Consider the following 24,859-nt stretch of genomic DNA (forward strand, 5'->3'; position numbering starts at 1 on the left):
CGGTCACACCGGGCTGGTGGAAGACTCGTAGCGGACGGCTCGTTTCCGCTTAGGAGTCACACAACGAGAGGCCGGCCATGACTGCGAAACTCAGCGACGACGTCCGTACGGATCCGAGTGGCGCACAAGATCGAGTGGCCGAACGAATCCGGCGGCTTGCTGCCGAGGACGAGCAGTTCCGCAACGCCAAACCCGATCTGGCCCTGCAGGCCGCGGCCCGCGAACCCGGCATGCGGCTGCCGCAGATCGTCGAGACGTTCGTGGAAGGCTATGCCGACCGCCCCGCGGTGGGGTGGCGCGCGCGTTCGCTGGTGACCGATCCCGCGACGGGCCGCACCTCGTCGCAGTTGTTGCCGCGATTCGACACCATCACCTACCGCGATCTGTGGGCCAACGTGCGTGCCGTTGCGGCGGCGTGGGCACAGGACACGACCAATCCCCTGGCGCCCGGGGACTTCGTCGCCACCGTCGGCTTCGCCAGCCCCGAGTATCTGATGCTCGACCTCGTCTGCGGCTACCTCGGCCTGGTGGCGGTCCCGCTGCAACAGAGCGCGGCCGCCTCACGGTTGCAGCCGATCATCGCCGAGGTCGAGCCCAGCGTAATCACGACGGGCGCAGGCTATCTCGATCTGGCGATCGAGGCGACCCTGGGTAGCACCTCGCTGCGCCGGCTCGTCGTCTTCGACTACCAACCCGAGGTCGACGACCAGCGCGAGAAGCTGGAGCGGGCCCGGGCGCGGCTGGCCGAGGCGGGCATGACCGTGACCATCGAAACCTTTGACGAGTTGGTTGCGCGGGGCCGCGAGTTGCCTGCCCAGCCGATGTACACCGGCGAAACCGATGAGCGGCTGGCCATGATCCTCTACACCTCGGGCAGCACCGGATTGCCCAAGGGCGCCATGCAGACCGAACGCATGGTCTCCAAGTGGTGGACCGCCGAGCTGCAGGCCGACCTCGCCGCCATACCGGTCTTCAACGTCAATTTCATGCCGCTAAATCACCTCGGCGGCCGGATCTCGCTGTCGACGGCGTTCCAGGCGGGAGGCACCAGTTACTTCGTGCCGGAGAGCGATCTGTCCACGCTGTTCGAGGACTGGAATCTGGTGCGCCCCACTGAACTTGGCATGGTGCCCCGGGTCGCCGAGATGCTCTACCAGCGTTACCAGAGCACGGTCGACAGGCTCCTGTTCGAGGGCGCCAATCCCGAAGAGGCCGATGTGGAGGCGAAAACCGAGCTGCGCGAACACATCCTGGGTGGGCGCGTCACCAAGAGCTTCTCCAGCACCGCGCCGCTGGCCGCCGAGATGAAGGACTTCATCGAGGACTGCCTGGGCATCCATGTGTTCGACGGGTACGGCCTGACCGAGTTGCTGATGGTCACCAGGGACGGCGTGATGTCCCGGCCGCCCGTCATCGACTACAAGTTGATCGACGTTCCCGAGTTGGGATATTTCCTGACCGACAAGCCATACCCCCGCGGCGAGCTGCTGGTGAAGTCGGCGACGGCGTTCCCCGGCTACTTCAAGCGCCCCGAGGTCACCGCCAACGCGTTCGACGCCGACGGCTACTACCGCACCGGTGACGTGATGGCCGAGCTCGGGCCCGATCGCGTCAAGTACGTGGACCGGCGCAACAACGTGTTGAAGCTGGCGCAGGGCGAGTTCGTGGCTATCGCGCGCCTGGAAGCCGTCTTCGCCGCCGCGGCATTCGTCCGGCAGCTCTTCCTGTACGGCAACAGCGAACGACCGTACCTGTTGGCCGTGGTCGTCCCGACCGACGAGGCACGGGACAAGTTCGCCGGCGACGAACTCAAGGCGGCGCTGAACGAATCGCTGCGCCAGACGGCGAGACAGGCCGAGCTGCAGTCCTACGAAATCCCCGCGGACTTCCTGATCGAGACCGATCCGTTCACGGAGGACAACGGCCTGCTGTCGACCGTGGGCAAGCTGCTGCGCCCAAAGCTCAAGGAGCACTACGGCGAACGCCTCGAGGCCCTGTACGCCGACCTGGCCGCCAGCCGCGCGGCCCAGCTGCGAACGCTGCGCGAAGGCGCCGACGGCCGGCCGGTGATCGAGACGCTGAAGCGCGCCGCCGAATCGCTGCTGGGCCTGCCCGGCGGCCCGCCCCCGTCCGACGCGCGGTTCCTCGAACTCGGCGGCGACTCGCTGTCGGCGCTGACCTTCTCCAACCTGCTGTACGAACTCTTCGACGTCGAGGTGCCGGTCGGCCAGATCATCAGCCCGACATCGGCCCTGCAGCAGATCGCCGAATACATTGCGGCCGAACGGGAATCGGGCTCCAAGCGCCCGACGTTCGCGTCGGTGCACGGGCGCGGCGCAACGGAGGTCCGCGCGGCAGATCTGACGCTGGACAAGTTCATCGACGCCAAGACTCTGGCCGCGGCCCCGAGCCTGCCGCGGGCCACCGGCACGCCGCACACGGTCCTGCTGACCGGCGCCAACGGCTACCTGGGCAGGTTCCTGACGCTGGAATGGCTGGAGCGGCTCGCCGACACCGGCGGCACGCTCATCACCATCGTGCGCGGCGCCGACGCCGACGCCGCGGCGCGGCGGCTGGAGCGCGTTTTCGACAGCGGGGACCGGCAACTGCTGGAGCGGTTCCGCGGCCTGGCCGCCGAGCACCTCGAGGTCGTCGTCGGCGACATCGGCGAGCCGAATCTCGGCCTGGATCAAGAGACTTGGGAGTCGCTGGCGCAGCGCGTGGACCTCATCGTCCACCCGGCTGCACTGGTCAACCACGTCCTGCCGTACGACCAACTGTTCGGCCCCAACGTGGTGGGCACCGCGGAGCTGATCCGGCTGGCCCTGACCACCCGCATCACGCCGATCACCTACCTGTCGACGGTCTCGGTGGCGATGTCGGTCGATCCGGCCAAGTTCACCGAGGACGGCGACATCCGCACCATCAGCGCGGTGCGGCCCGTCGACGACAGCTACGCCAACGGATACGGCAACAGCAAGTGGGGCGGCGAGGTGCTGCTGCGCGAGGCCAACGACCTGTGCGGCGTGCCGGTCGCGGTGTTCCGCTCCGACCTGATCCTCGCCCACAGCCATTACGCCGGGCAGCTCAACGTGCCGGACATGTTCACCCGCTTGCTGCTCAGTCTGCTGGCCACCGGCATCGCGCCGTTCTCTTTCTACGAGACCGACGCCCAGGGCAACCGACAGGTCTCGCACTTCGACGGTCTGCCCGCCGAGTTCGTCGCCGAATCGGTCACCAAACTCGGTGAGCTGACGGCGATCTCGGCCGATCCGTCGGCGAGCTATCGGTCGTTCGACGTGATGAACCCGCACGACGACGGCATCTCACTGGACACATTTGTGGACTGGTTGATCGCCGCCGGCCACGACATCCGGCGCATCGACGACCATGACGATTGGTTGGCGCGCTTCGAGACCGCGCTGCGGGCACTGCCCGAAAAGCAGCGTCAGCAATCGGTCCTGCCGCTGCTCGCCGCCTACCGCACGGCGGAGAAGCCGCTGAACGGCGCCCCGGCACCGACGGATGTGTTCCGGTCCGCCGTGCAGGAATCGAAAATCGGTGCGGACAAAGATATTCCGCATCTGTCCGCGGCCCTGATCGACAAATACGTCTCGGATCTGCGGCTGCTGGGCCTGATCTGATCCGCCGGGCTAGTCGTGCAACCCGGTTTTGATCGCGGCGTCTTGCTTGCGACCGGCGTCGGCCGCAGTGCCGGCGTCAATGGGATCGTCGGGCGCGCCGTCGAATTCCAGGTCGACCAGCGCCCTGCCCTCGGTGAACAGCAAAACCGTCACGGTCTGGGAGTTGTCCGGCGACGTGCCCGAAATGATGATCCCGTTCGAACCGACGTCGATCGGCTGCCAGTCACCGCTGACCTTGCCGGCGTAGTTCGTCCTGGTGTTGTTCACGCCGACCAGCGCGGTGGCAGGGTCGGCAACCACCTGGATGCTGTCCCCGACGCGGCGGGTCTTGTCGGCGTTGATGAAGAACTGCGAGACGCCGGTCGTGTTGTTCGGGTTCAGCACCGGCGGCTGCGGCGCCGTGAAATCTGCACCCAGATCGTTCGCCTTGATCAGCAGGCCGCTGTAATCCGCGGGCTGGCCGGGTGACGGGCTCGCCGCGCCCGGACCGGCAGCGGTCATGGAGGCCGGCGGCGGGGCCTTGCCGCTGTGGGCACAACCGGCCGTCCCTGCGGCCACCACAACGGCGACGACCGCCCAGCCGGCGGCGGATATCGGGGCACTGTGCATGGGCGTTCCTTTCAGGGAAAAGGCCAGCGCATACGAACATACGCGCCCGGCGCGCGCCGGCACGCGCTGGTTGCGCTGCCTATGCTGGCGTGGGGCGGCAGATAACGGGATCGATTCGCGGTAGACAAGGAGATTTCAGATGACGACTGCGACGGCACGCGCGGTACGGTTCGACCGCTACGGCGACCGAGATGTGTTGTACGTGGCGGACATTGACATGCCGGTTCCGGGGCCCGACGAGGTGGTGGTGGAGGTGCGTGCCGCCGGGATCAACCCGGGCGAGGCCGCCATCCGCCAGGGGGCGATGCACGAGGTGTTCCCCGCCACGTTTCCGTCCGGCGAAGGCAGCGACCTCGCCGGCGTCGTCACCGCCGTGGGCTCCGGGGTCAGCGACTTCGCGGTCGGCGACGAGGTGCTGGGGTTCAGCTTCGAGCGCTCCAGCCATGCCACGCACACCGCGGTCCCGGCGGGGCAATTGACCCGCAAGCCGGCCCAATTGAGTTGGGAGGCAGCGGGTTCGCTCTATGTAGTCGGCGCGACGGCGTATGCCGCCGTTCGTGCGGTCGACCCGCAGCCGGGCGAGACCGTCGCCGTCTCGGCGGCCGCGGGCGGCGTCGGCAGCCTGGTCGTGCAGCTGCTGGCGCTGCGCAAGGCGCGCGTGCTGGGCATCGCCGGCCCGGGCAACGCCGACTGGCTACAAGCGCATGGCGTCACCCCGATCGCCTACGGTGACGGGCTGGCCGACCGGCTGCGCGAGGCGGCTCCGGACGGGATCGATGCGTTCATCGACCTGTTCGGTCCCGACTACGTCCAGCTTGCGGTGGACCTTGGCGTGGCACCGCAGCGCATCGACACCATCATCTCGTTCGCGAAGGCGGGTGAAGTCGGCGCGAAGACCGAAGGCAGCACCGACGCGTCGACGCCGGAAGTGCTCGCCGAAATCGCCGAACTGATCGCCACCGGCGCCGTCGACCTCGACGTGGCGGCGACCTATCCGCTGGACCGGGTCGCCGACGCCTTCGCGGAACTCGAGAAGCGGCACACACACGGCAAGATCGTCCTGCTGCCGAACGGGTAGCCGGTGATAGCGGCAGCCGGCGACGGGCGCCGCGTCGACGCCCGCCGCCGGTGCAAACGGATTACCGGCGGTCGGTGCCGGCGTCCGGCGGGTGGCCGCCAAGCGACGCGGTGACGACCGCAATCGGCATCCGCGACACATAGAGGTTGGCCCGCTCCTGCGGAGTCAGCGCGGTCCGCGCACACAGCCTGCTCAGCAACAGGCGACCCGCGCGCAGCATCGGCCGTCCGCGTGCTGAGGTCATTCCGGAAACTCGTTGTGTCACAACAAAAGCCATGATCTCCCCCTCTCGGAGATCCGACCGGTGGCATTCAGCGGTGCGCAAGGATGCCGGAACCGGTTCGGGACAAGACAGATTTCGGATACGGACTATCGCCGGGACTCATCTCGCCCTCACCTCCTCACGGCCGGGGCACGCACGGGTGCCACCACATCACCTGAAACGGAAGCGGTTGAACAGCGGAAATGCCGCCGCTCGCACCCCTCTCGTCGGAGCTTTGGCACTGCACGCCGTATCTGGATCATTTCCAGAAGCCACTTGGGCTCGACCCTTGGGTCCGGGAAGAGCTGTCCTGACCCGGGGCGTCTCTCGACGTTCGGGGTCAGTGGCCTGTGTCCGTGCAGACGCCTCACCTACCGAGGTGCTTGCCCGACCATGGTGGCACCGCCACCCGCGGCTCGTCAAACGCCTTAGCGGTCTCTTTACGCCGCGTGATCCGGCTCACGCTCACAGGTTTTCGACCACCAAGCGTGTCTTCACCTTCGGGGCCTATCCTCAGGACCATGCCGACTTCCTTGCAGGACCCGCGGGTCGCGACCGTGCTCGACCGGATGTACACCGCCTCGAAGGACCAGATGTCGAAGCTGCGGGAGCGGGGCGGCGATTTCAATCGCCCCATGACCACGCAGGAACGCACCGAGGCGATGAGCGAGTTCTACATCCCCGTGACCCCCGAAGCGGGCCGGCTGCTGTACTCGCTGGTGCGCGCCACCCGCCCGGCCACCGTCGTCGAGTTCGGCATGTCGTTCGGCATCTCTGCCCTCCACCTGGCGGCGGCGGTGCGCGACAACGGCACCGGACGGGTGGTGACCACGGAGCTCAGCGACACCAAGATCGCGGCCGCCAAGAAGACGTTCACCGAGACGGGCCTGGACGACGTGATTACGATCCTGGAGGGCGACGCGCTGACGACGCTGGAAAGCCTGGACGGCGCAATCGATTTCGTGCTGCTCGACGGCTGGAAAGATCTGTACCTGCCCGTGATCGAGCTGCTGGAGCCCCGGCTGTCCACGGGCGCGCTGGTCATCGCCGACAACGCCAGCTCGGCCGACATGAAGCCCTACCTCGATCGGGTGCGCAACCAGGACAACGGCTACGTGAGCTTCAACTTCCTCGTGCGCGAGAGCGACAGCATGGAAGTCAGCTGCCGTACTTGATGTTTGGCGCCTAGCGCAGAGATTCCTCGAGCCAGGGCGTCAGCCAGCGCACTCCGTCGGGGGTGAGGTGGACGCCGTCGCTGCGTACCTTGATGCCGTCGACCTTCGCGGTGTACACGCCGTCCGGGCATAGCTTCTTGTTCAGGTCGAGGATCTGCACACCCGGGTGTTGCGCAACGGTGTTGCGCAACATGGTGTTCCACTGGTTGACCCGGTCCGGCTGGTCTTCGGGATACAGGCGACCGTCCGGCTTCTCGCCGCCCCTGCTGTAGGGCGCGCTGGCCACCACCACGCGAACACCGTTGGCGCTCACGATGTTCAGCGCCCGCTGCAGCTCGCCGTTGAGGTAGGCGTCGAACGTGGGATCACCGATGTGGGTCCACTGCCCCTCGTTGACCCGATCCACCGTCTCCCAGCGGCCGATGACCAATAGCGCGACATCCGGCTGGTCCTGGCTGACCTGGTTCGCCCACCTGATGGGCCAGCCGTCGCATTCCGATCGCTGCTCCAGGGTCTGGCCGATGTAGCGGTACGGCGTGCCGCGCACCAGGCTGCAGCCGATCACCGTGTGGTCGAGGAACGCGAATCCGGGCGTCGGCGGCAGGTAGTGCATCCACGTCCAGCCGATCGAATCGCCGAACACCGAAACGGTGAACGGCCGGTTGGGATCCCGCGGGCCGACCGGGCGGCTGCCGCCCGGTTGCGCAGGCGAGACCGCCGCGACCGCCGAAATGCCGGGCGGGAGACCGGCCTCACGCAGACCCGTCCCGGTTCCCACCGGGATCACCAGCATGGTGACCGCGGCGGCCGAGGCCACGGTGGCGGCCGCCAGCGGCAGCAGCGCCACCCGCGAGGGGCGCCAGCGCCGGACGGGTTGTTCGATCAGCCAATACGACGCTGCGGAGACCGCCAGGGTGGCCCCGCATCGCGCCGCGAACAGCGGCAGCCCGTTCCACCCGGTCAGTTCGCCGTTGAGCGCCAAGAAGATTGGCCAGTGCCACAGGTAGACGCCGTAGGAAATAGCGCCGAGCCACACCAGCGGCGGCAGGGCCAGCACGCGGGCGACCAGCCCGCGCTGCTCGAGCGCCACGGGGGCGACCACGAGGACGGCCGCGATGGCGACCCCGATCAGCAGGCCGTGCCGGAAGTCGGCGGCGCTGCCCGTCGCCCAGTGCGTCGCGGCGGCCAGGCCCGCCAGTCCGACAAGAGGCAGCACCCGGGCGACCCGCCGGCCCCATCGGCTGCGGATCAGGCACCAGCCGCGATTCAGGGCGGGCCAGTCCCGCACCAGCAGGGCGGCCGCCGCCGAACCGACCAGCAGCGCCTGGACCCGGGTATCGGTGCCGAAGTAGATGCGGTCACGCGTCCCGTCGGAGACGAAGGCGATGGCCGCCGCCGCGGAGGCCAGCGCCCCCAGCGTGGCGATCAGGAACACCGCGAACCGCACGTCGCCCACGGTGGCGCGCTGGAAGTAGCGCTTGGCCCGCCACGCCAGCAGCAGGGTCACGCCGACCAGTAGCACCGGCCAAACCAAGTAGTACTGCTCCTCGACGCCGAGCGACCAGGCGTGCTGCAGCGGTGACGGCGGCGCGCCCTGCGTGAAGTAGTCGGTCTTCTGGGCGACGAACCGCCAGTTCGCCACCCAGAGGAACGCGGCGATCGCGTCGTTGCGTAAGCCGTCGAGCGATCGGGCGGGAAGCAACTCGCGGGCAGCGCCCACCGCCAGGACCATCAACACCAACGCCGGCAGCAGCCGCCGGGCCCGGCGAATCCAGAATCCGGTCAGATTAATCCGGCCGGAGCGGCCGAGCTCGTCGAGCAGCAGCGAGGTGATGAGGAATCCGGACAGGACGAAGAACACGTCGACGCCGAGGAACCCACCACCCATGCCGGCGATGCCGCCGTGTTGGGCCAGCACCAGCGCGACCGCTAGCGCGCGCAGCCCGTCCAGCGCCGGAATGCCGCCGCGGCGCTCGGGTTTGTCCCAAATGGCCAGCCGGCCCACGCGACGCACCGGGTCAACCCAGCGGCGGCGCCCAGCCGAAAACTCCGGTGCGGGATCCGCCCCGCCCGGCTCAGTGCTCGAGGTTCGCGCGCCCTGCCCATCGTGCCGCACAGCGCCATAGTTGCTGCCGATACGTCGCTGCCCCTCCTCTTGATTTCAGCAAGTCAGCCTAGAGGCGGGCGCGCGTGATTCAGTGGAGGACACGCAGCGGTTTTCCGCTGTCGTGCGTTCGGATTTCGGCGTTAAGGCTTGCTCGGTGCGTAGCCCAGGGTGCTCTTGACTTCCAGGTACTCCTCGAAGGCGAACGAGCTCCATTCGCGGCCGTTACCACTGCGTTTGTAGCCGCCGAAGGGCGCGTTCATGTCGAATGCGTGGTTGATCGTCACCCAGCCCGCGCGGATCCTGCGGGCCACCTCGCGCGCCTTGTCCAGGTCGGCCCCCGAAACGTAGCCGGCGAGGCCGTATTCGGTGTCGTTGGCGATCTCGACGGCCTGGTCCAGGTCGTCATAGCCGAGGATGCACAGCACCGGCCCGAAGATCTCCTCGCGCGCGATCGTCATGTCGTTGGTGACATGCGCGAACACGGTCGGCTTGACGTAATAACCCTGGCCCAGCCCGTCCGGCCGGCCGGGACCGCCCGCCACCACGGTCGCGCCCTCGTCGACGCCCTGCTGGATCAGGCGCTGCACCTTCTCGAACTGGCTCTTCGACGCCACCGGCCCGATCGCCGTCTTGTCGTCGGTGTTGCCCACCTGGACTCCCTCCGCGACCGCACGCGCGAGGGTAATCGCCTCGTCCATCCGCGAATTCGGAACCAGCATGCGCGACGGCGCATTACAGCTCTGCCCCGAGTTGGGCATCATGTTGGCCACGCCGGCGCTGACGCCCTCGGCAAAGCCGTCGTCGTCAAGGACGATGTTGGGGCTCTTGCCGCCGAGCTCCTGGGTCACCCGCTTGACGGTCGAGGCCGCATGCTTGGCCACCTCGATGCCGGCGCGCGTGGAGCCCGTGAACGACACCATGTCAATGTCGGGGTGACTCGCCAGGGCCACGCCCACGCCCGCGCCGTCGCCGTTGACCAGGTTGAACACCCCGGCCGGCACGCCGGCGGCATCGAGGACCTCGGCGAAGATGTAGGGCGAATACGGTGCCACCTCAGACGGTTTCAGCACCACGGTGCAGCCGGTCGCCAGTGCCGGGTAGACCTTGACCGCGACCTGATTGATCGGCCAGTTCCACGGCGTGATCAGACCGCAGACCCCGATCGGCTCCTTGGCGATCAGCGTCTCGCCGCGGTGCTCCTCGAACGGGAAGTTCTTCAGCGCGTCGATCGCCGTCGTCAGGTGGCCGATCCCGAGAAAGACCTGCGGCCCCGCGGCCAGCGACGGCGGGGCACCGATTTCCTCGGTGATCGCCTCGGCGATGTCGCCGGCGCGCTTCTGGTATTCGGCGAGGATGGCCTGCAACAGGTCCAGGCGCTGTTCGCGGCTGCTCTGCGACCAGTCCGTGAAGGCCCGCCGAGCGGCCTGTACCGCCACGTCGACGTCGGCCGCCGACCCCAGCGAGATCTTCCCGGACACCTGCTCGGTCGCCGGGTTCTCTACGTCGAAAGCGTTGGGCCGCAACGGGTCGACCCATTTTCCGTCGATGTAGAACTTCAGGTATTCGCGCATGACATCATCCTTCTCTTACTGAGTGCCTTCGGCGTACCAGGTGCGGAATCGGTCGTACTTGGGCATCTCCTCGGAGTTGGCCTTCGGATCGATGCACACGTGCACTACACCGACTTTGCCACTCGCGTAGGCACGAGCGATCGCCGGGCCGATCTCGGATTCCTTCTCGACGTACTCACCGTGGCAGCCGAAGCCCTCGGCGACCTTGTCCATCCGGACGTCCTTGCTCCAGTGCACACCGGGCTGCGGCGACGGCTGTTCAAAGGTGCGCTTGTACACGCCCACCTCCAGGCCCCACTGGTGGTCGACGCCGACCACACACACCAGCGGAAGGTTCTGCCGCGCAGCGGTTTCCAGCTCGGCGATGTGGAAAAGGAACGCCGAGTCGCTGGTCAGCAGCATCACCGGGCGCTTGCCGCCCTCGGCGACGGAGGCCCCGATCGCGTACGGCAGGCCGGTGCCCAGGTGGCCGAAGTTCTGGTTCCAGATCACGTCGCGCGGCTTGGACTGTGAGTAGGTCCACTGGAAGATGACGGTCGCGCCGCCATCGCGGACCATGATGCCGTCCTCGAGTTCGTTGAACGCCTTGGTCGCCTCGACGACGTAGCGCGCCGGGTGAATCGGCGAGCGCCCGGACGGCGCACTCTCGGCGAGCTGCGCGAGTTCCTCGGCATCGGCCTTGACCAACTTCTCGAGATTGGCCGCTCGCGTGCGCGGCGTGTCCCGGAGCGCATCGACGAGCTGCGGCACGACGCCGCGCAGATCGCCGACCAGCGGCACGTCGAACTGGCGGTTGACGCCGATGGCGGCCGGGTCCTGCTCGACGTACACCCATTTGCGGTTCGCGTCGTTGCCTGCCCAATGCTGGGTCCGGCCGTAGTGCATGGGCTCACCGAGCTCGGTTCCCAGCGCGACGCACAGGTCGGATTCCTCGACTGCCTCGTTGGCGGCCGGCGAGAACAGGTAGGGGAACGTGCGCTCCTGCAGACCCGGGATGTAGGACGTCCCCCCGGATGTCTGGATGACCGGGCAGGCCATCAAGTCGGCGAGCTCCTTGACCGCAGGACCGGTGCGCGACGTGTGCACGCCGTGGCCCACCAACAGAATCGGGCTCTTCGCTTCGCGAATCAGCTTCGCGGCCTCGGCGATCTCAGGCGCGCCCGCACCCTGGTTAACCAGGCGATACCGGTTCGGCGGCAATGGTTCTGCGACGTCGAGTTCCTCGAGGATGACGTGCGACGGGTATTCGATGTAGACCGGGCCGGGGGTTCCGGACATGGCCCGGCGAATCGCCTCGTGGATGATCTCGTCGGTCTGGTCGGCGTACTCGATGGAGCTGCTGTACTTCACCGACGCGGCGAAAAGCGGCTCCTGCTGGACGAATTGGATGCGGCCGCGGCGGACCCGGCGCTCGGTGATGCGGGCGCGCTGGCCGCCCAGGAAGATCACCGGCGAGTTCTCCACAAGTGCGCACTGGATCGCCCCGGCGATGTTGGCCATGCCCGGGCCGAGTGTCCCGATGCACAGGCCCGGCTTGCCCGTCATCCGCGACGCCGCCTCGGCCATGAAGCCCGCGCTCAGCTCGTGGTGCGGCGCGACCACCGACCACCCGCGAGCGTCGGCTTCGGCGAACATGTGCACGAAGTTCGGGTCGGGGATACCGAAGATGGTATTCACCCCCTCGGCCTCGAAGAGGTCGAGAATGCGCTTGTATACCGGCACGGACATTGTTGAAAACTCCTCTACTAGCAATACATTTCGGTGAGCAAGCGTTATCCCGGGTTCGCGTCCACGGCCAGGCCGAGCTCGGCGAGCACTTCTGCGGTGTCGGCGCCGAGCTCCGGCGCCGGCCCCGCCACGCGACCCGGTGTCCGCGAGAACCAGGTAGGCACGCCGGGGAAGCGCACCGGACCGTGCGGGGTGTCCACCGTCTCGAACATGCCGACGGCGTTCAGATGCGGATCGTCGAAGAGCGCGCCCGGCGTGTTCAGTGGTGCGGCCGGTATCTCGAGTTCGCGCAGCAGCGCCAACCACTCCGCGGTGGAGCGCTCCTTCATCGTCTCGGCCACCAGCCCGTAGACGGTGTCGATATCGCTGGCGCGCTGCTCCAGCGACGCATACTGCTCGCTGGCCCACGGTGGCTGCACGGCTTTGATGAAGGCGTTCCAGTGCTTGTCGTTGTAGATCAACGCGGCGATATGGCCGTCGCTGGTGCGGTACGGGCGGCGATTGGGGGCCACGGTCCGCGGATACACCGCGGGGCCCAGCGGCGGGTCGAACAGGGCGCCGTTGGCGTGTTCGACGAGCATGAACGACGCCATGGTCTCGAACATGGCGACCTCGACTTCTTGTCCCTGCCCGGTGCGTTCGCGGTGAAACAGCGCCATGGTCGTCGCGTACAGCGCCGTCAGCCCGGCAATCTTGTCGGCCATGATGGTGCCGACGTAATCGGCCTCGCCGGTCAATTGCTGTTGCACCGCCGGCAGGCCGCATTCGGCCTGGATCGTGTCGTCATAGGCGGGGCGGTCGCGATCGGGTCCGCGCCGCCCGTATCCGTAGCAATTGGTGTAGACGATCGCGGGATTGATCGCGGCGACGTCGTCGTAGCCGAAGCCGAGCTTGGCGATTGCCTTGGCGCGCATCGAGTGGATGAACACGTCGGCGGTCTCGACGAGAGCGCGCAACGCGCGCGCTCCGGCCTCGGTTTGCAGGTCCAGCACGATGCCGCGCTTGCCGCGGTTGACGTTGACGAATACCCCGCTCATGCCCGGTGCCGGACCCACCGAGATGAATCGGGTGTTATCCCCTTGTGGCGGCTCGACTTTGATCACGTCGGCGCCCATGTCGGCCATGATTTGGGTGCAATAGGGTCCCATCACCATCGCGGTGAGATCGACGATGCGCACACCGGCCATCGGACCCGTCGGGCTAGCCATCGAGTGCTCCTTGATCGTTCGAGCGCGCAGCCAGCTCGAAGCTGTAGCGGATGTGCTCGTTGTGCCCATCCGGGACGACCGGAAAGATCAGGGGCGCCTCGACGTATCGGATCGCATCCAAATGTCTGCCGACGTCCTCGATCGTCCACGCCGACCGGCACACGCCGGGGCTCTCCGCGATCACCGCCCGCGCCACCCGACCCGCCAGCGCGATGAACAGTTCGCCGTTCACCGAGCAGGATTCATGTGCGAGCCAGCCCACCACGGGCGCAACGAGTTCCGAGCCCATCGGTGGGTAGGCCGAGGTATCGATGCCTTCGGCCATCCGTGTCACCGCGGCCGGCACGATCACGTTGCACTGCACGCCCTCGGCGGCGCCCTCGAGCGCGGCGACGTTGGACAGCCCGATCACGCCCGCCTTGGCGGCCGCGTAGTTGGCCACATTGTGGTTTCCGTACAGACCGCCGATCGACGACGTCAGCACGATGCGGCCGTAGCCGGCCTCGCACATGAGCGGAAACGCCGGCCGCACAACGTGGAACGCGCCGCGCAGATGCACGTCGAGGACGGCGTCGAAGTCCTCGTAGCTCATTTCCTTCAGGGAGCCGCGACGGACGTTGCCGGCGTTGTGCACCAGCACGTCGATGCGGCCGTAGTGTTCGAGCGCGGTCGCAATGATCGCGTTGCCGCCCTCTGGGGTCCCCACCGACGCGCTGCATGCGACGGCCTCTCCCCCGGCGGCCGTGATCTCATCGACCACCTGCTCGGCCGGGCCGGCGTCGGCGCCTTCGCCGTCCAGGGCGCCGCCGGCGTCGTTGACGACCACCTTGGCTCCGCGCGAGGCGAGCAGCCGCGCGTACGCGCGGCCCAGCCCGCGTCCGGCGCCGGTCACCACGGCGACACGGTCGTCGAATCGCAACTCGCTCACGAAAGTTCGAGGCCTTCCAGGTCACCCCTGGAGCGCCACTCGGCGATCAGGTCGCCGAAGGCGTAGAAGCCCGGTGAGTAGAAATCACCGAGGAACGCACCATTGTCCTTGGCGCCACCCTGGCCCTCGTTATTGTAATAGCCAGGCGTGCAGGACATCTCGAAGGCGGAGTTGTCGATCGCGAGTTCACCGACCGTATTGACCCAACCGTCTTGGCCTTCCTGACTAGGTTCGACGATGGTCGCGCCGCGTTTCTGCGCCTCGGCGATGATGTAAGCGATGTGCTCGGCCTGTTGCTCGAACATCGCGGTGGTGTTGGCCGAGACGCCGCCCTGGATGAAACCGGTGAAGAACTGGTTGGGGAATCCACGAGTGGTCATGCCGTGCAGCGTCTGGTACCTGTCGTGCCAGTACTCGAACAGCGACAGCCCGTCGCGGCCCTCGATGACGTCGACCGCGAAGCGGCGACTGATCTCCGTAGAGATCTCGAACCCACTGGCGAATACGACGCAATCGACCTCATACTCAATGCCGTTCGCGACAATGCCCTTCGCCGTCAGGCGCTCCACGCCCTTGGATTCCGACACATCCACCAACGTCACGTTGGGCAGGTTGAACGCCGGCAGGTACGTCTCGCTCGAACACGGCCGCTTGCACATGAAGCGGTAGTACGGCTTGAGCGCCTCGGCCGTCGCGGGATCGTCGACCAGGGCGGCCACGCGGCTCCGCAGCCGCTCCATGATCTTGTAGTCCTCTTCCTCACGAATCCCCATGATCTCCTCGATCCCCAGCGACGCGGGATCCGGGCTTGCGGCAATCCGGGCGGTCATGTTGCGGCCCAATTCGGTCCAGAAGTCACACACCAGGTCCGGTTCGCCGAACACCACCCCGACAAACGGTGACCAGTTGTGAAAATTGCGCTTACGCTCCTCCTGCCAACCGGGCTGCAGGGTCGCCGCCCAGGCCGGATCGGTGGGCGTGTTGGCACGCATATCCACCGACGACGGGGTGCGCTGGAACACGAAGAGCTGCTGGGCATCCCGGCCGAGATGCGGCACCAGCTGAACACCGGTAGCCCCCGTGCCGACCAGTGCGACGCGCTTGTCGGCGAGCTTGTGCAGACCACCGTTGGCATCGCCCCCGGTGTAGTCGTAGTCCCAGCGCGCGGAATGGAACGCGTGGCCGCCGGCGTCCAGGTACTCCTGGATGCCGGGGATGCCGGGCAGCTTCGGCTTGTTGTACGAGCCCTGGGCCATCACCACGAACCGTGCGCGGATGTCGTCCCCGCGGTTGGTGGTCAGCCGCCAGCGCTTGCTGCTCTCGTCCCAACGCATGGTCTCGACCTGGGTAGAGAAGATCGCGCCGTCGTAGAGATCGAAGTGTTTGCCCATGGCCTGGCAGTGTGCGAAGATCTCGGCGCCGTCGGCGAACTTCTTACTCGGCAGGAACTCGAGTTCCTCCAGCATCGGAATGTAACAGTAGGCATCGTTGTCACACTGGATGCCAGGGAAGCGGTTCCAATACCACACGCCGCCGAAGTCCCCGGCCATGTCGATGACTCGAACATCCTGCACGCCAGACTTTTTCAGATACGCGCCCGACAACAACCCTGCGAAGCCGCCGCCGAGCACCACGACCTCGATGTCCGCATCGATCGGGGAGCGGTCGGCCACCGGGGTGTGCGGGTCTACCTCGTAGAGGTCGGCCAGGTCGCCGTCCAGTTCGAGATACTGCGCGCCGCCATCCTTGCGCAGGCGCTTGTCGCGCTCCTGGGCGTACTTGGCCCGCGTCGCGTCGATGTCGACGTCCTGGGGTACTTCAGTGGGCCCGCAACTGTCCTGCGCCGCTCCGATATCCGAGGTCATGCGAGTTCCCGGGGTTCGCCGGTGCCCATGTACTTCGACAACTGGTGGTGCAGGTTCACCGTGCTCCGTTCGCGGTACGGGTTGGGCCTGGTGCCCGGGAAGCCGAGCGACTTCATGCCCTGCTGGACGGCGGCCATGTTGGAGAAGTCCTGCGGCAGCACCGATCGCCACCTGGGGTCACCGACCGGCGTGTACTCCCATTCCGTTTGGGGCTCTGTGCCTTTCGGGTACAGCTCTAAGACCGACACCTCGAAAATGCACTTGTCCGGGTTGTAGCTGGGATGCGGCCGGGCGCCGTAGCACAGCGCACTGGTCAGCCCCTGACCGATCTGGAAGTTCGGGAAGATCTGCCACGCGGTGCCGGCCTGACCGAGGATGTCGGCGGGGATCGTCGGCCAAATCACCCCGCGGGCCTCGTCGTCGCGGCGCGCCGATGCCAGCCAGTGCTCGAGCACCTTGTCGCCCGGCGTGCCCTCGGGCAGCTCGTCGACCAGCCGCTTGGCCGCGTTCACCAGCGTCTGGGTGGTGGTGGCGTTGGTTTCCTCCATCGTGTACACCTGCATCTCCGCGGTCGACACCCGCGGATCCGTGCCGATGCCGAGGCGGATCTTGGACTTGGTGGCCTCCATGTCCTTTGGGGCGTCGTAGCCGATGTGGCTGTGCCTGCCTTGCGCTTTCGCCCATCCCTTGAACTCGCCGAACTTGTTGAACTCGGGATGCGTGGTGAAGACGTGGTAGGTCTCGTTGAACGCCTCCAGCGCGACTTTCCAGTTGCAATCGAAGGACAGCCACTTGCGCCATTTGTAGCGCATGTTTTCCAGGCCGAACGGGTCGAGGATCTTCGCGGCCGGGAACAGGTAATCGGCCAGCGGCTCGCAGTCGGGGTCCATGTTGATCCACAACCAGCCGCCCCACGTGTCGACCAAGACCGGCCGAAGGTGGGTGTTGTCCGGGTTGAGCGCGTCCTGCCAGTCGTCTTGCTCGCGGATGTGCGTGCACGCGCCGTCCAGGCCGTAGGTCCAGCCGTGAAAGCCGCACACGAACGACTTTCGGGTTCGCGCGCAGGCGTTCTTGGCGCCCTCGGGGGTGTCGATCAACCGGCGGCCGCGGTGCATGCACACGTTGTGGTGCGCGTGGAATTCGTTGTCGCCGGTGCGCACCACGATGATCGAGTCGTCGAGGATGTCGTAGGTCAGGTAACTGCCCACCTCCGGCAACTCCTCGACGCGGCCGACCTGCTGCCAGACCTTGCGCCACAGCTTGTCGCGCTCGGCGCGGGCATAGTCCTCGGAGATGTACGCCTCGACGCCGATCGTCATCGGTTTCGAGAGTTCCTCGGCCGCTTGAGAATTCGTGTCTTTGGCTAGGTCGGTCATCACATCCTCCTAATCGCCGCGCGGAAGGATTCGTCCTTGAGGAAAAGCGACGTGTTGTCGGCGGCGAGGTGGCTCCACTTGAGGTCCAGCCCGCCGTCGACGAGAAGCGTCTGGCCGGTGATGTAGCTCGACATCTCCGAGAGCAGAAACAGGATGGCGCCGGCCTGCTCCTCGGGCCGCCCGCGCCGGCCCATCGCGATCGCCTGCCGGTCCCGATCGGGGTCGTCGTCGACGTAGGTGCGCGAAGCCGCCGTCTCGGTGACGCCCGGCGCCACGGCATTGACCCGGATTCCCGTCTGCGCCAACTCGAGGGCCATCGTGCGGGTCATCGCCACGATCGCGGCCTTGGCCGTCCCGTAGGCGATGTGGAACGGCGCGGTGTTCATGCCGCTGATCGAGGAGATCGACACGATCGACCCCGGTTGCTTTTGTGCGACGAGTTCGGCCGCCACGGCCTGGCTCATGAAGAAGGCCGTTTCGAGATTGTCGGCGAAGATCTTGCGCCAGTCGGCGCGCGCCACCCGGGTCGACGGCATCCAGGTCGACGGCTCGGCGCCCCCGGCGACGTTGACCAGCCCGTACAGGCTGCCGTCGGCGCGGCGCGCGTGCTCGATCACCGTGGCGATGCCCTCGTCGGTGGAGGCGTCGGCCGCGACGGGCACCACGGGCAACCCCTGGTGTGCCAGCGGGACGATGTGCTCGTCGAGGTTTTCCTTCGACCGGCTCACCGCGATCACCGTCGCACCGGCCCGCGCGGTCATGGCCGTGACGGTCGTGCCGATGCCGCCCCCGCCGGCGCCGGAGACCACCACGACGCGACCGTCGAGCCCCAGAAGGTCCGCGTGATCGTCCATGACCTGCTTTCCCCTGCCTGAAAACGCCAGCACATCGAAGCGTCCGCGGCGGGTCTATTTCTGATTTGTCCGGACAAAATATGGCATTCTGTCCATTGGAGAACACTATTCCGATCGGTTGACTTCGCTGTCAAGGTCGAGCCGGGAGACGATGCCATCCTATTGTCTGGACTAGGTCGAGTTGATAACGTCTCAGCCCAAACGGCCGACGGAAGGACCCCCGGCGACTCATGGCCATCTCTGCGCAGCCATCGCGGTACCCAGTGGCGCATCCAATCGACGTCGCGCAGGGCTGGGAGGTCCAGCGGGTCACCGCGCCCAGCCGGCTCTTCGGCGCCAACGGCCTGCGCACCGGGCCGGACGGTCGTATCTACATCGCCCAGGTCACCGGCAGCCAGATCAGCGCGCTCGACCCCCGCACCGGGGAGGTGGTGACCGCCAGCCCCAAGGGCGGCGACATCGTGGCGCCCGACGACGTCGCGTTCGACCCCAGCGGCAACCTGTACGCGACCGAGGTGATGGACGGCCGGGTCAGCGTGCGCGACACCGGCGGCCGCACGCGGGTGCTGCGCGACGACGTGCCTTCGGCCAACGGCATCACCTTCCACCAGGGGCGGCTGTTCATCGGCGAATGCCGGGAGGGCGGCCGGCTGCTGGAATTCGACCTGGCGGGCGGGCCGCCCCGGGTGCTGTTGGAGAACGTGCCGTCACCGAACGCGATGGAGGTGGGTCCGGACGGCCTGCTGTACTTCCCGGTGATGGGCGCCAACGAGATCTGGCGCATCGACCCCGACGGCGGCGAGTCACAGTGCGTCGCAAGCGGTCTCGGTGTGCCCGACTCGGTCAAGTTCGACGCACAGGGCTACATCGTCTCGACGCAGGTGGCCAGCGGGCAGGTGCTGCGCATCGATCCGCGCAGCGGCGAACAGCGCCTGCTCGCCCAGCTGAATCCGGGCCTGGACAACTGCACCTTCGTCGGCGACCGGCTGTACGTGTCCAACTTCACCGGCGAGATCACCGAGATATCGCCCAATGGCACAACACAATCCGTGCTGGCGGGCGGGCTCAACTGGCCGATGGACCTGGCCGTGGGCCACGACGGTCAGCTCTACATCGCCGACGGCACGTACTTCTATGTGGCCATGCCCGACGGATCCCTGCACACCGCGGGAATGCTGTTCAGCCCCGGCTATCCGGGCTTCCTGCGTGGCCTCGCGGCCAGCGGGCCCGGCGAGTTCGTCGTCACGACGTCGGGCGGCCAGGTCGGCCGCTATCGCCCCGAGGCCAGCGAAACCAAGGTGCTGGCCGACGGTTTCGACCAGCTCTACGGTGTCGCCCTGAGCCCCGACGGGGTGGTGTTCGCCGAGCTCGGCACCGGGCGGGTGCTGTCGCTGCGCTCCGGCGGCGTCGAGGAGCTGGCGGCCGGCCTGAGCGATCCGGTCGGCGTCGCGGTCGATGCGGACGGGGCGGTCCTGGTGGCCGAGGCCGGCGCCGGGCGGGTGCTCCGAGTCAACGGATCGGGTGTCGACACCGTCATCGCCGATCTGCAACGCCCGCAAGGCATTCTGGTCCGGGGCGGCGTGCTCTACGTCGTCGACGCCGGCGCCAAGGAACTGATCGCGTTCGACCTGGACACCAAGGTGCGGCAGACGATCGCCTCCGGGCTGCCGGTCGGTCCGCCGCCCGGGGTGACCCCCAAGCCGCTGCTGGGGATGCCGCCGTTCTCCGGGCCGCAGGGCCCCTTCGCCGGCATCACCGCCGCCGCCGACGGAACCCTGTACATCTCGGCCGACGGTGACGGCAGCGTGTTGGCGCTGCGCCAGACCGCGGGCGGCGGCTGATGTCCCAGGCCATCACGGGCGACCACCGCTACCTGCAGATCGCGCGCACGCTGCGCAAGGAGATAGTCGACGGCGTGTACCCGGTGGGCTCCCAGCTGCCGACCGAGCACCAGCTGTGCGAGCGCTTCGCGGTGAGCCGCTACACCGTCCGCGAAGCGCTACGCCGGCTGCGCGAGGACAACCTGGTCGCGTCGCGGCCGCGGGCGGGCACCCGCGTCGTCCCCCGGCCCGCGACGAGTTCCTATGCGCAGGACGCGATGTCGATCGAGGACCTGCTCGCGTTCGCGGCCGGCGCGCAGCTGACCATCGAGTCCAACGCGATGGTGACGATCGACGACGAGCTCGCCGCCCGGACCGGGCTCGAGGTCGGCAGCCAGTGGCTATCGGTACGCGGCTTCCGGCAGGCCGACGGCGCCTCGGTGCCGTTGTGCCGCACGGAGTACTACATCAGCCGGAGCTTCGCGGCCGTCGGCAGGCTGCTGCAACGCCACGCCGGCCCGATCTTCCCGTTGATCGAGGACCTGTTCGGCGTCAGCGTCGCCCAGTTGCATCAGGAGATCGCGGCCGTCCTGCTTTCGCCGGAGCTGGCCGACGGCCTGGGCGTCGCTGCCGGGACGGCCGCGCTGCAGATGCGGCGCATCTACACCACCTCCGACGGCGAGGTCGCTCAGCTGACGATCAACACCCACCTGTCGTCGCGGTTCCGGTACGCCATGACCATGCGCCGCGTGGATGAATAAGGCAGCGCCCACGCACGCGCCGGAGGCGTACCGGCGCGGCCTGTGGACGACCAGCACGCTGGCCGATTCATTGCGCGCGGCCGCCGGCGAAACGCCCGACCGAACCGTATTGGTGGACAACGACATTCGGCTGGACTGCGCCTCGCTTTACGCGCAGGCCGGCGCGCTGGCCGCCGCCCTCGCGGCGCGTATCCCGCCGGGCAGCGTCGTGTCGTTCATGCTGCCGAACTGGCACGAAAGCGCCGTCATCTACCTGGCCGCGACGCTGGCCGGCCTGGTGGTCAACCCGATCCTGCCGTCGCTGCGCGACCACGACCTGCGCCTCATCCTCGAAGACGCCGGGACCGCAATGGTTTTCGTCCCGCACCAACACGGCAGCCACGACTACGTGGCGATGCTCGACCGGGTGACCGCCACGATGGACCGGCCGCCCGAGGTGGTGGTGCTGCGCGGCTCCGAAACCGCCGGTTCGCACACCGGTTACCGGGCGCTGCTGGAACGGCCGCCGACGGGCGTCAGCCTGCCCGCGTTGGATCCCGACGCGGTGCGGATGATCCTGTACACGTCCGGCACCACGAGCCGCCCGAAAGGCGTCCTGCACAGCCATAATTCGATCCACGCGCTGATCTGCCAGATCCGCGACCACTGGGCGATCGACCCCGGCGACACGTTCCTGGTGCCGTCGCCGGTCGCCCACATCGGCGGCTCGATCTACGCGTTCGAATGCCCGCTGCTGCTGGGCACGACCGCGGTGTTGATGGACCGGTGGGAGCCGGCGCGGGCCGTCGCGCTGATGAACGCCGAGCGGTGCACTCACATGGCCGGGGCCACGCCCTTTCTGCAGCAGCTGCTGTCCGCCGCCGAGCACGCCGAGACCCGACTGCCCGACCTGAAGGTGTTCATCTGCGGCGGCGCGTCGGTGTCGCCGACGCTGATCCGCCGGGCCACGGCATATTTCGACCGCGCGGTGGTCACCCGGGTGTACGGCTGCACGGAGGTGCCCGTCGCCACCGTCGGCGCACCCGGGCCGGACGAGGCCGGGTACGCGGCGGACACCGACGGCAGGCCCGGCGTCGCCGAGATCAAGCTCGCCGCACACGACTCCGCGCCCGCCGGTGACGGGGAGATCTGCGTGCGCGGGCCGCAGATGCTGCTGGGCTACCGGCATCCAGAAGACGATTCGTTCGATGCCGAGGGCTTTTTCCGCACCGGCGACCTGGGTCGCTGGGTAGACGGCAAGTACCTCGTCGTGACCGGCCGCGCCAAGGATGTGATCATCCGCAGCGGCGAGAACATCTCGGCCAAGGAGGTCGAGGACCTGCTCGCCGACCACCCCGGCATCGCCGAGGTCGCGGTGGTGGGGCTGCCCGACGACCGCACCGGGGAACGGGCCTGTGCGGTGATCGTCCCCGCGGGCGCGGCGCACCCGGACGTCGCGAGCCTGCTCGCCCTGTTGGTGAGCAAGGGCGTCGCCAAATTCAAGGCACCAGAACAGGTCGTGATCACCGATGCGCTGCCGCGCAACGATGCGGGGAAGATACTCAAGCATCGGATTCGAGCGGCCTTGATGCAGACGTCGACGAAGGATGGGTGAGATGCAGGTCGCAATCGTCACGGGAGCAAGCAGCGGCATCGGATTGGGCTGTGCGACAAAGCTCGCCGAGATGGGCATGGCGGTGCTCGGCACGGGCCGCGACACCGAGCGGCTGGCCGAGCTCGAAAGTGCGGTCAACGACCCGGACCGCGTCGCCACCCTCGCCGTCGACCTCACCGACGACGACGCCCCGCGGCGCATCGTTGACCTCGCGGTCGAGCGGTGGGGCCACATCGACTTCCTGATCAACAATGCCGGCGTCGGCAGCCCCAAGCCGCTGCACGAGACCGACGACGAAACCCTGGACTACTTCCTGGGTTTGATGCTGCGGGCACCGTTTCGGCTGGCGCGCGAGGTACTGCCGCACATGGCGCCCGGCTCGGCCATCATCAACGTGACCTCGACCTTCGCGGTCGTCGGCGGCCTGCGCGGCGGCGCCTACTCCGCCGCCAAGGGTGGGCTGACCGCACTGACCACCCACATCGCCTGCCAGTACGGCGCGTCCGGCATCCGCTGCAACGCCGTCGCTCCCGGGGTCACGGTCACGCCGATGGTCGAGAAGCGCCTGGAGGACGAGCGATTCCGCAAGATCAACACCGAAATGACGCCGCACCAGCGGCTGGGCCGCATCGACGACATCGCCAGCACCGTCGCCTTTTTGTGCTCACCGGGCGGAAGCTTCATCAACGGCCAAACGATCGTCGTCGACGGCGGCTGGAGTTCGACGAAGTACCTGTCCGAGTTCGCGCTCGAATCGCAGTGGATCCAGCGATGAATCTGTTCGCGTTGCTCGACGCGGCCGCGAGCCGGTTCCCCGACCACGACGCCGTGTATCTCGGGGACCGCCGCTTGTGCACCTGGGTTGAGCTGCGCGACCGCGCATTACGGTTGGCCGCGTCGATCCGGCAGCAGCACGACGCCGGCGCGCGCATCGCGATCGCGACGCACAACCGCCCCGAGATCATCGAATTGATGTTCGCGACCTGGGCCGCGGAATGCGTCGTCGTACCGCTCAACTACAAGCTGCACCCGCGGGAGATGGCGCAGATCCTAGAGGATGCGGGCGCGGCGCGGGTGTTCGCCTCGTCGGCCATCGGCGCCGAGCTCGCGCCGATCACCACCGTGTGCACGGAAATCATTGACTCCGAGGGCTATTCGCAACGATTCGCCGCCGACCCGTCGGCGCCGCCGCGCACCGACCCGTCGACCCTGGCGTGGCTGTTCTACACCAGCGGGACCACCGGCCGCTCGAAGGGCGCGATGCTGTCGCACCGCAACCTCACCGCGATGGCGGTCGCGCACCTCGCCGACATCGACGCGCCGGACGAGAACTGCAGCCTGGTGCACGCGGCCCCGATGTCACACGGCTCCGGACTCTACATCCTGCCCTACGTGCTGCGCGGTGCCCGCCAAATCCTGCCCGCCTCGGGCGCATTCGATCCCGACGAGTTCCTCGATCTCTGCGGGCAACACCCGACCGCCAGCGCGTTCCTGGCCCCGACGATGGTGCAGCGGCTCGTCGACACGGGCCGCTCGCGCCCGGCCAACCTCAAGACCATCGTCTACGGCGGCGGGCCGATGTACGTCGAAAGCCTGCGCAAGGCGATTTCGGCATTCGGACCGATCTTCGCCCAGATCTACGGGCAGGGCGAGTCCCCGATGACCATCACCGGATTACGTTGTGCCGAACACGAATCCGACGACGAGGCGATCCTGGGCTCGGTGGGCTACGCGCGGTCCGGAATGGAGGTCGCGGTGCTGCAGGCGGACGGTCAGCCGGCGCCGCTGGGCGAAATCGGCGAGATCGTCTGCAGCGGTGACGCGGTCATGTCCGGGTACTGGCAGAACCCCGACGCGACGCGCGCCACGCTCAAGGACGGCTGGCTCTACACCGGCGACATGGGCTCGTTCGACGCCCGCGGCTTTCTCACGCTGCGGGACCGCTCGAAAGACGTCGTCATCAGCGGCGGTAGCAACGTCTACCCCCGCGAGGTGGAGGAGGTGCTGCTCGAGCATCCCGGCGTCGCGGAGGCCTGCGTGGTCGGCACACCCGACGCCGAGTGGGGCGAGATCGTGGTCGCGTTCATCGTCGGCGCGGTCGATCCCGCGGCGCTGGACGCGCATCTGCTGCAGCGGATCGCCCGCTTCAAACGGCCCAAGCGCTACGAATTCGTCGACGAGCTACCGAAGAACAGCTACGGCAAGGTGCTCAAGCGGGAACTGCGCGCGAGCCTGGCGCGCTGAAACCCGCCATGCCACAAGGAATCAAGGGAGGTCGC

At 67.7% G+C, this 24,859-nt stretch carries 18 protein-coding genes and 1 riboswitch; of the genes, 8 read left to right on the forward strand and 10 right to left on the reverse strand.

Annotation, left to right across the window (positions count from 1 at the left end; all coding sequences use genetic code 11):
* The first annotated feature begins 77 nt into the window (after positions 1–77).
* Positions 78–3,644, forward strand: a complete 3,567-nt coding sequence (gene car, locus MRAB57_RS06630) for a carboxylic acid reductase (RefSeq protein ID WP_077086868.1) — start codon at positions 78–80, stop codon at positions 3,642–3,644.
* Positions 3,645–3,653: 9 nt separating this feature from the next.
* Here the strand turns inward: car and MRAB57_RS06635 are convergent, their stop codons facing one another.
* Complete coding sequence (locus tag MRAB57_RS06635) at positions 3,654–4,253, reverse strand: hypothetical protein (RefSeq protein WP_077086869.1); 600 nt, start codon at positions 4,251–4,253, stop codon at positions 3,654–3,656.
* 139 nt (positions 4,254–4,392) lie between these two features.
* Here MRAB57_RS06635 and MRAB57_RS06640 point away from each other — a divergent pair, with 139 nt between their 5' ends.
* Positions 4,393–5,331, forward strand: coding sequence for an NADP-dependent oxidoreductase (locus tag MRAB57_RS06640; RefSeq protein ID WP_077086870.1), 939 nt, complete (start codon positions 4,393–4,395; stop codon positions 5,329–5,331).
* A 61-nt stretch (positions 5,332–5,392) separates the two neighbouring features.
* Here the strand turns inward: MRAB57_RS06640 and MRAB57_RS28475 are convergent, their stop codons facing one another.
* Entirely contained in the window at positions 5,393–5,575 is a 183-nt protein-coding gene (locus tag MRAB57_RS28475; RefSeq protein ID WP_157900561.1) for a hypothetical protein, read from the reverse strand.
* A gap of 230 nt (positions 5,576–5,805) precedes the next feature.
* A riboswitch (M-box (ykoK) riboswitch) is annotated at positions 5,806–5,979 on the reverse strand.
* Positions 5,980–6,114: 135 nt separating this feature from the next.
* Between MRAB57_RS28475 and MRAB57_RS06645 the strand changes: the two genes are divergently transcribed.
* Entirely contained in the window at positions 6,115–6,768 is a 654-nt protein-coding gene (locus MRAB57_RS06645) for an O-methyltransferase (protein WP_077086871.1), read from the forward strand.
* Between the two features lie 10 nt (positions 6,769–6,778).
* Here the strand turns inward: MRAB57_RS06645 and MRAB57_RS06650 are convergent, their stop codons facing one another.
* The 8 genes from MRAB57_RS06650 to MRAB57_RS06690 form a co-directional block, all read right to left on the reverse strand.
* Positions 6,779–8,782: an acyltransferase family protein gene (locus MRAB57_RS06650; protein WP_077086872.1), complete on the reverse strand. Its 2,004-nt coding sequence runs from the start codon at positions 8,780–8,782 to the stop codon at positions 6,779–6,781.
* A gap of 233 nt (positions 8,783–9,015) precedes the next feature.
* Positions 9,016–10,446: an aldehyde dehydrogenase family protein gene (locus MRAB57_RS06660; protein ID WP_077086873.1), complete on the reverse strand. Its 1,431-nt coding sequence runs from the start codon at positions 10,444–10,446 to the stop codon at positions 9,016–9,018.
* 15 nt (positions 10,447–10,461) lie between these two features.
* Complete coding sequence (locus tag MRAB57_RS06665) at positions 10,462–12,174, reverse strand: thiamine pyrophosphate-binding protein (protein WP_077086874.1); 1,713 nt, start codon at positions 12,172–12,174, stop codon at positions 10,462–10,464.
* Between the two features lie 44 nt (positions 12,175–12,218).
* The gene (locus tag MRAB57_RS06670) at positions 12,219–13,361 is read right to left on the reverse strand and encodes a CaiB/BaiF CoA transferase family protein (protein WP_077086875.1); all 1,143 of its coding nucleotides are present in this window, start codon (positions 13,359–13,361) and stop codon (positions 12,219–12,221) included.
* A 13-nt stretch (positions 13,362–13,374) separates the two neighbouring features.
* Positions 13,375–14,310 carry an SDR family NAD(P)-dependent oxidoreductase gene (locus MRAB57_RS06675; protein ID WP_077086876.1) on the reverse strand — a complete coding sequence of 312 codons (936 nt, stop codon included), beginning with the start codon at positions 14,308–14,310 and terminating at the stop codon, positions 13,375–13,377.
* On the reverse strand, positions 14,307–16,175 hold the full coding sequence (locus tag MRAB57_RS06680; RefSeq protein WP_077086877.1) for a flavin-containing monooxygenase: 1,869 nt from the start codon (positions 16,173–16,175) through the stop codon (positions 14,307–14,309). The genes MRAB57_RS06675 and MRAB57_RS06680 overlap by 4 nt, the downstream gene beginning before the upstream one ends.
* Complete coding sequence (locus MRAB57_RS06685; RefSeq protein ID WP_077086878.1) at positions 16,172–17,551, reverse strand: aromatic ring-hydroxylating oxygenase subunit alpha; 1,380 nt, start codon at positions 17,549–17,551, stop codon at positions 16,172–16,174. Before MRAB57_RS06685 ends, MRAB57_RS06680 begins: the two co-directional genes overlap by 4 nt.
* The gene (locus tag MRAB57_RS06690) at positions 17,551–18,405 is read right to left on the reverse strand and encodes an SDR family NAD(P)-dependent oxidoreductase (RefSeq protein WP_077086879.1); all 855 of its coding nucleotides are present in this window, start codon (positions 18,403–18,405) and stop codon (positions 17,551–17,553) included. Before MRAB57_RS06690 ends, MRAB57_RS06685 begins: the two co-directional genes overlap by 1 nt.
* A gap of 230 nt (positions 18,406–18,635) precedes the next feature.
* Between MRAB57_RS06690 and MRAB57_RS06695 the strand changes: the two genes are divergently transcribed.
* The 5 genes from MRAB57_RS06695 to MRAB57_RS06715 are packed head-to-tail and all read left to right on the forward strand — an operon-like array spanning position 18,636 to position 24,824.
* Positions 18,636–20,246: an SMP-30/gluconolactonase/LRE family protein gene (locus MRAB57_RS06695; RefSeq protein ID WP_077086880.1), complete on the forward strand. Its 1,611-nt coding sequence runs from the start codon at positions 18,636–18,638 to the stop codon at positions 20,244–20,246.
* Positions 20,246–20,986 carry a GntR family transcriptional regulator gene (locus MRAB57_RS06700; RefSeq protein WP_077086881.1) on the forward strand — a complete coding sequence of 247 codons (741 nt, stop codon included), beginning with the start codon at positions 20,246–20,248 and terminating at the stop codon, positions 20,984–20,986. Before MRAB57_RS06695 ends, MRAB57_RS06700 begins: the two co-directional genes overlap by 1 nt.
* The gene (locus MRAB57_RS06705; RefSeq protein ID WP_077086882.1) at positions 20,979–22,580 is read left to right on the forward strand and encodes an AMP-binding protein; all 1,602 of its coding nucleotides are present in this window, start codon (positions 20,979–20,981) and stop codon (positions 22,578–22,580) included. The genes MRAB57_RS06700 and MRAB57_RS06705 overlap by 8 nt, the downstream gene beginning before the upstream one ends.
* Positions 22,573–23,355, forward strand: coding sequence for an SDR family NAD(P)-dependent oxidoreductase (locus MRAB57_RS06710; protein WP_083743315.1), 783 nt, complete (start codon positions 22,573–22,575; stop codon positions 23,353–23,355). Before MRAB57_RS06705 ends, MRAB57_RS06710 begins: the two co-directional genes overlap by 8 nt.
* Positions 23,352–24,824, forward strand: a complete 1,473-nt coding sequence (locus MRAB57_RS06715; protein ID WP_173813909.1) for an AMP-binding protein — start codon at positions 23,352–23,354, stop codon at positions 24,822–24,824. The genes MRAB57_RS06710 and MRAB57_RS06715 overlap by 4 nt, the downstream gene beginning before the upstream one ends.
* Positions 24,825–24,859 lie beyond the last annotated feature (35 nt).

This window comes from Mycobacterium rhizamassiliense (genome assembly GCF_900157375.1).
GTDB lineage: Bacteria > Actinomycetota > Actinomycetes > Mycobacteriales > Mycobacteriaceae > Mycobacterium > Mycobacterium rhizamassiliense.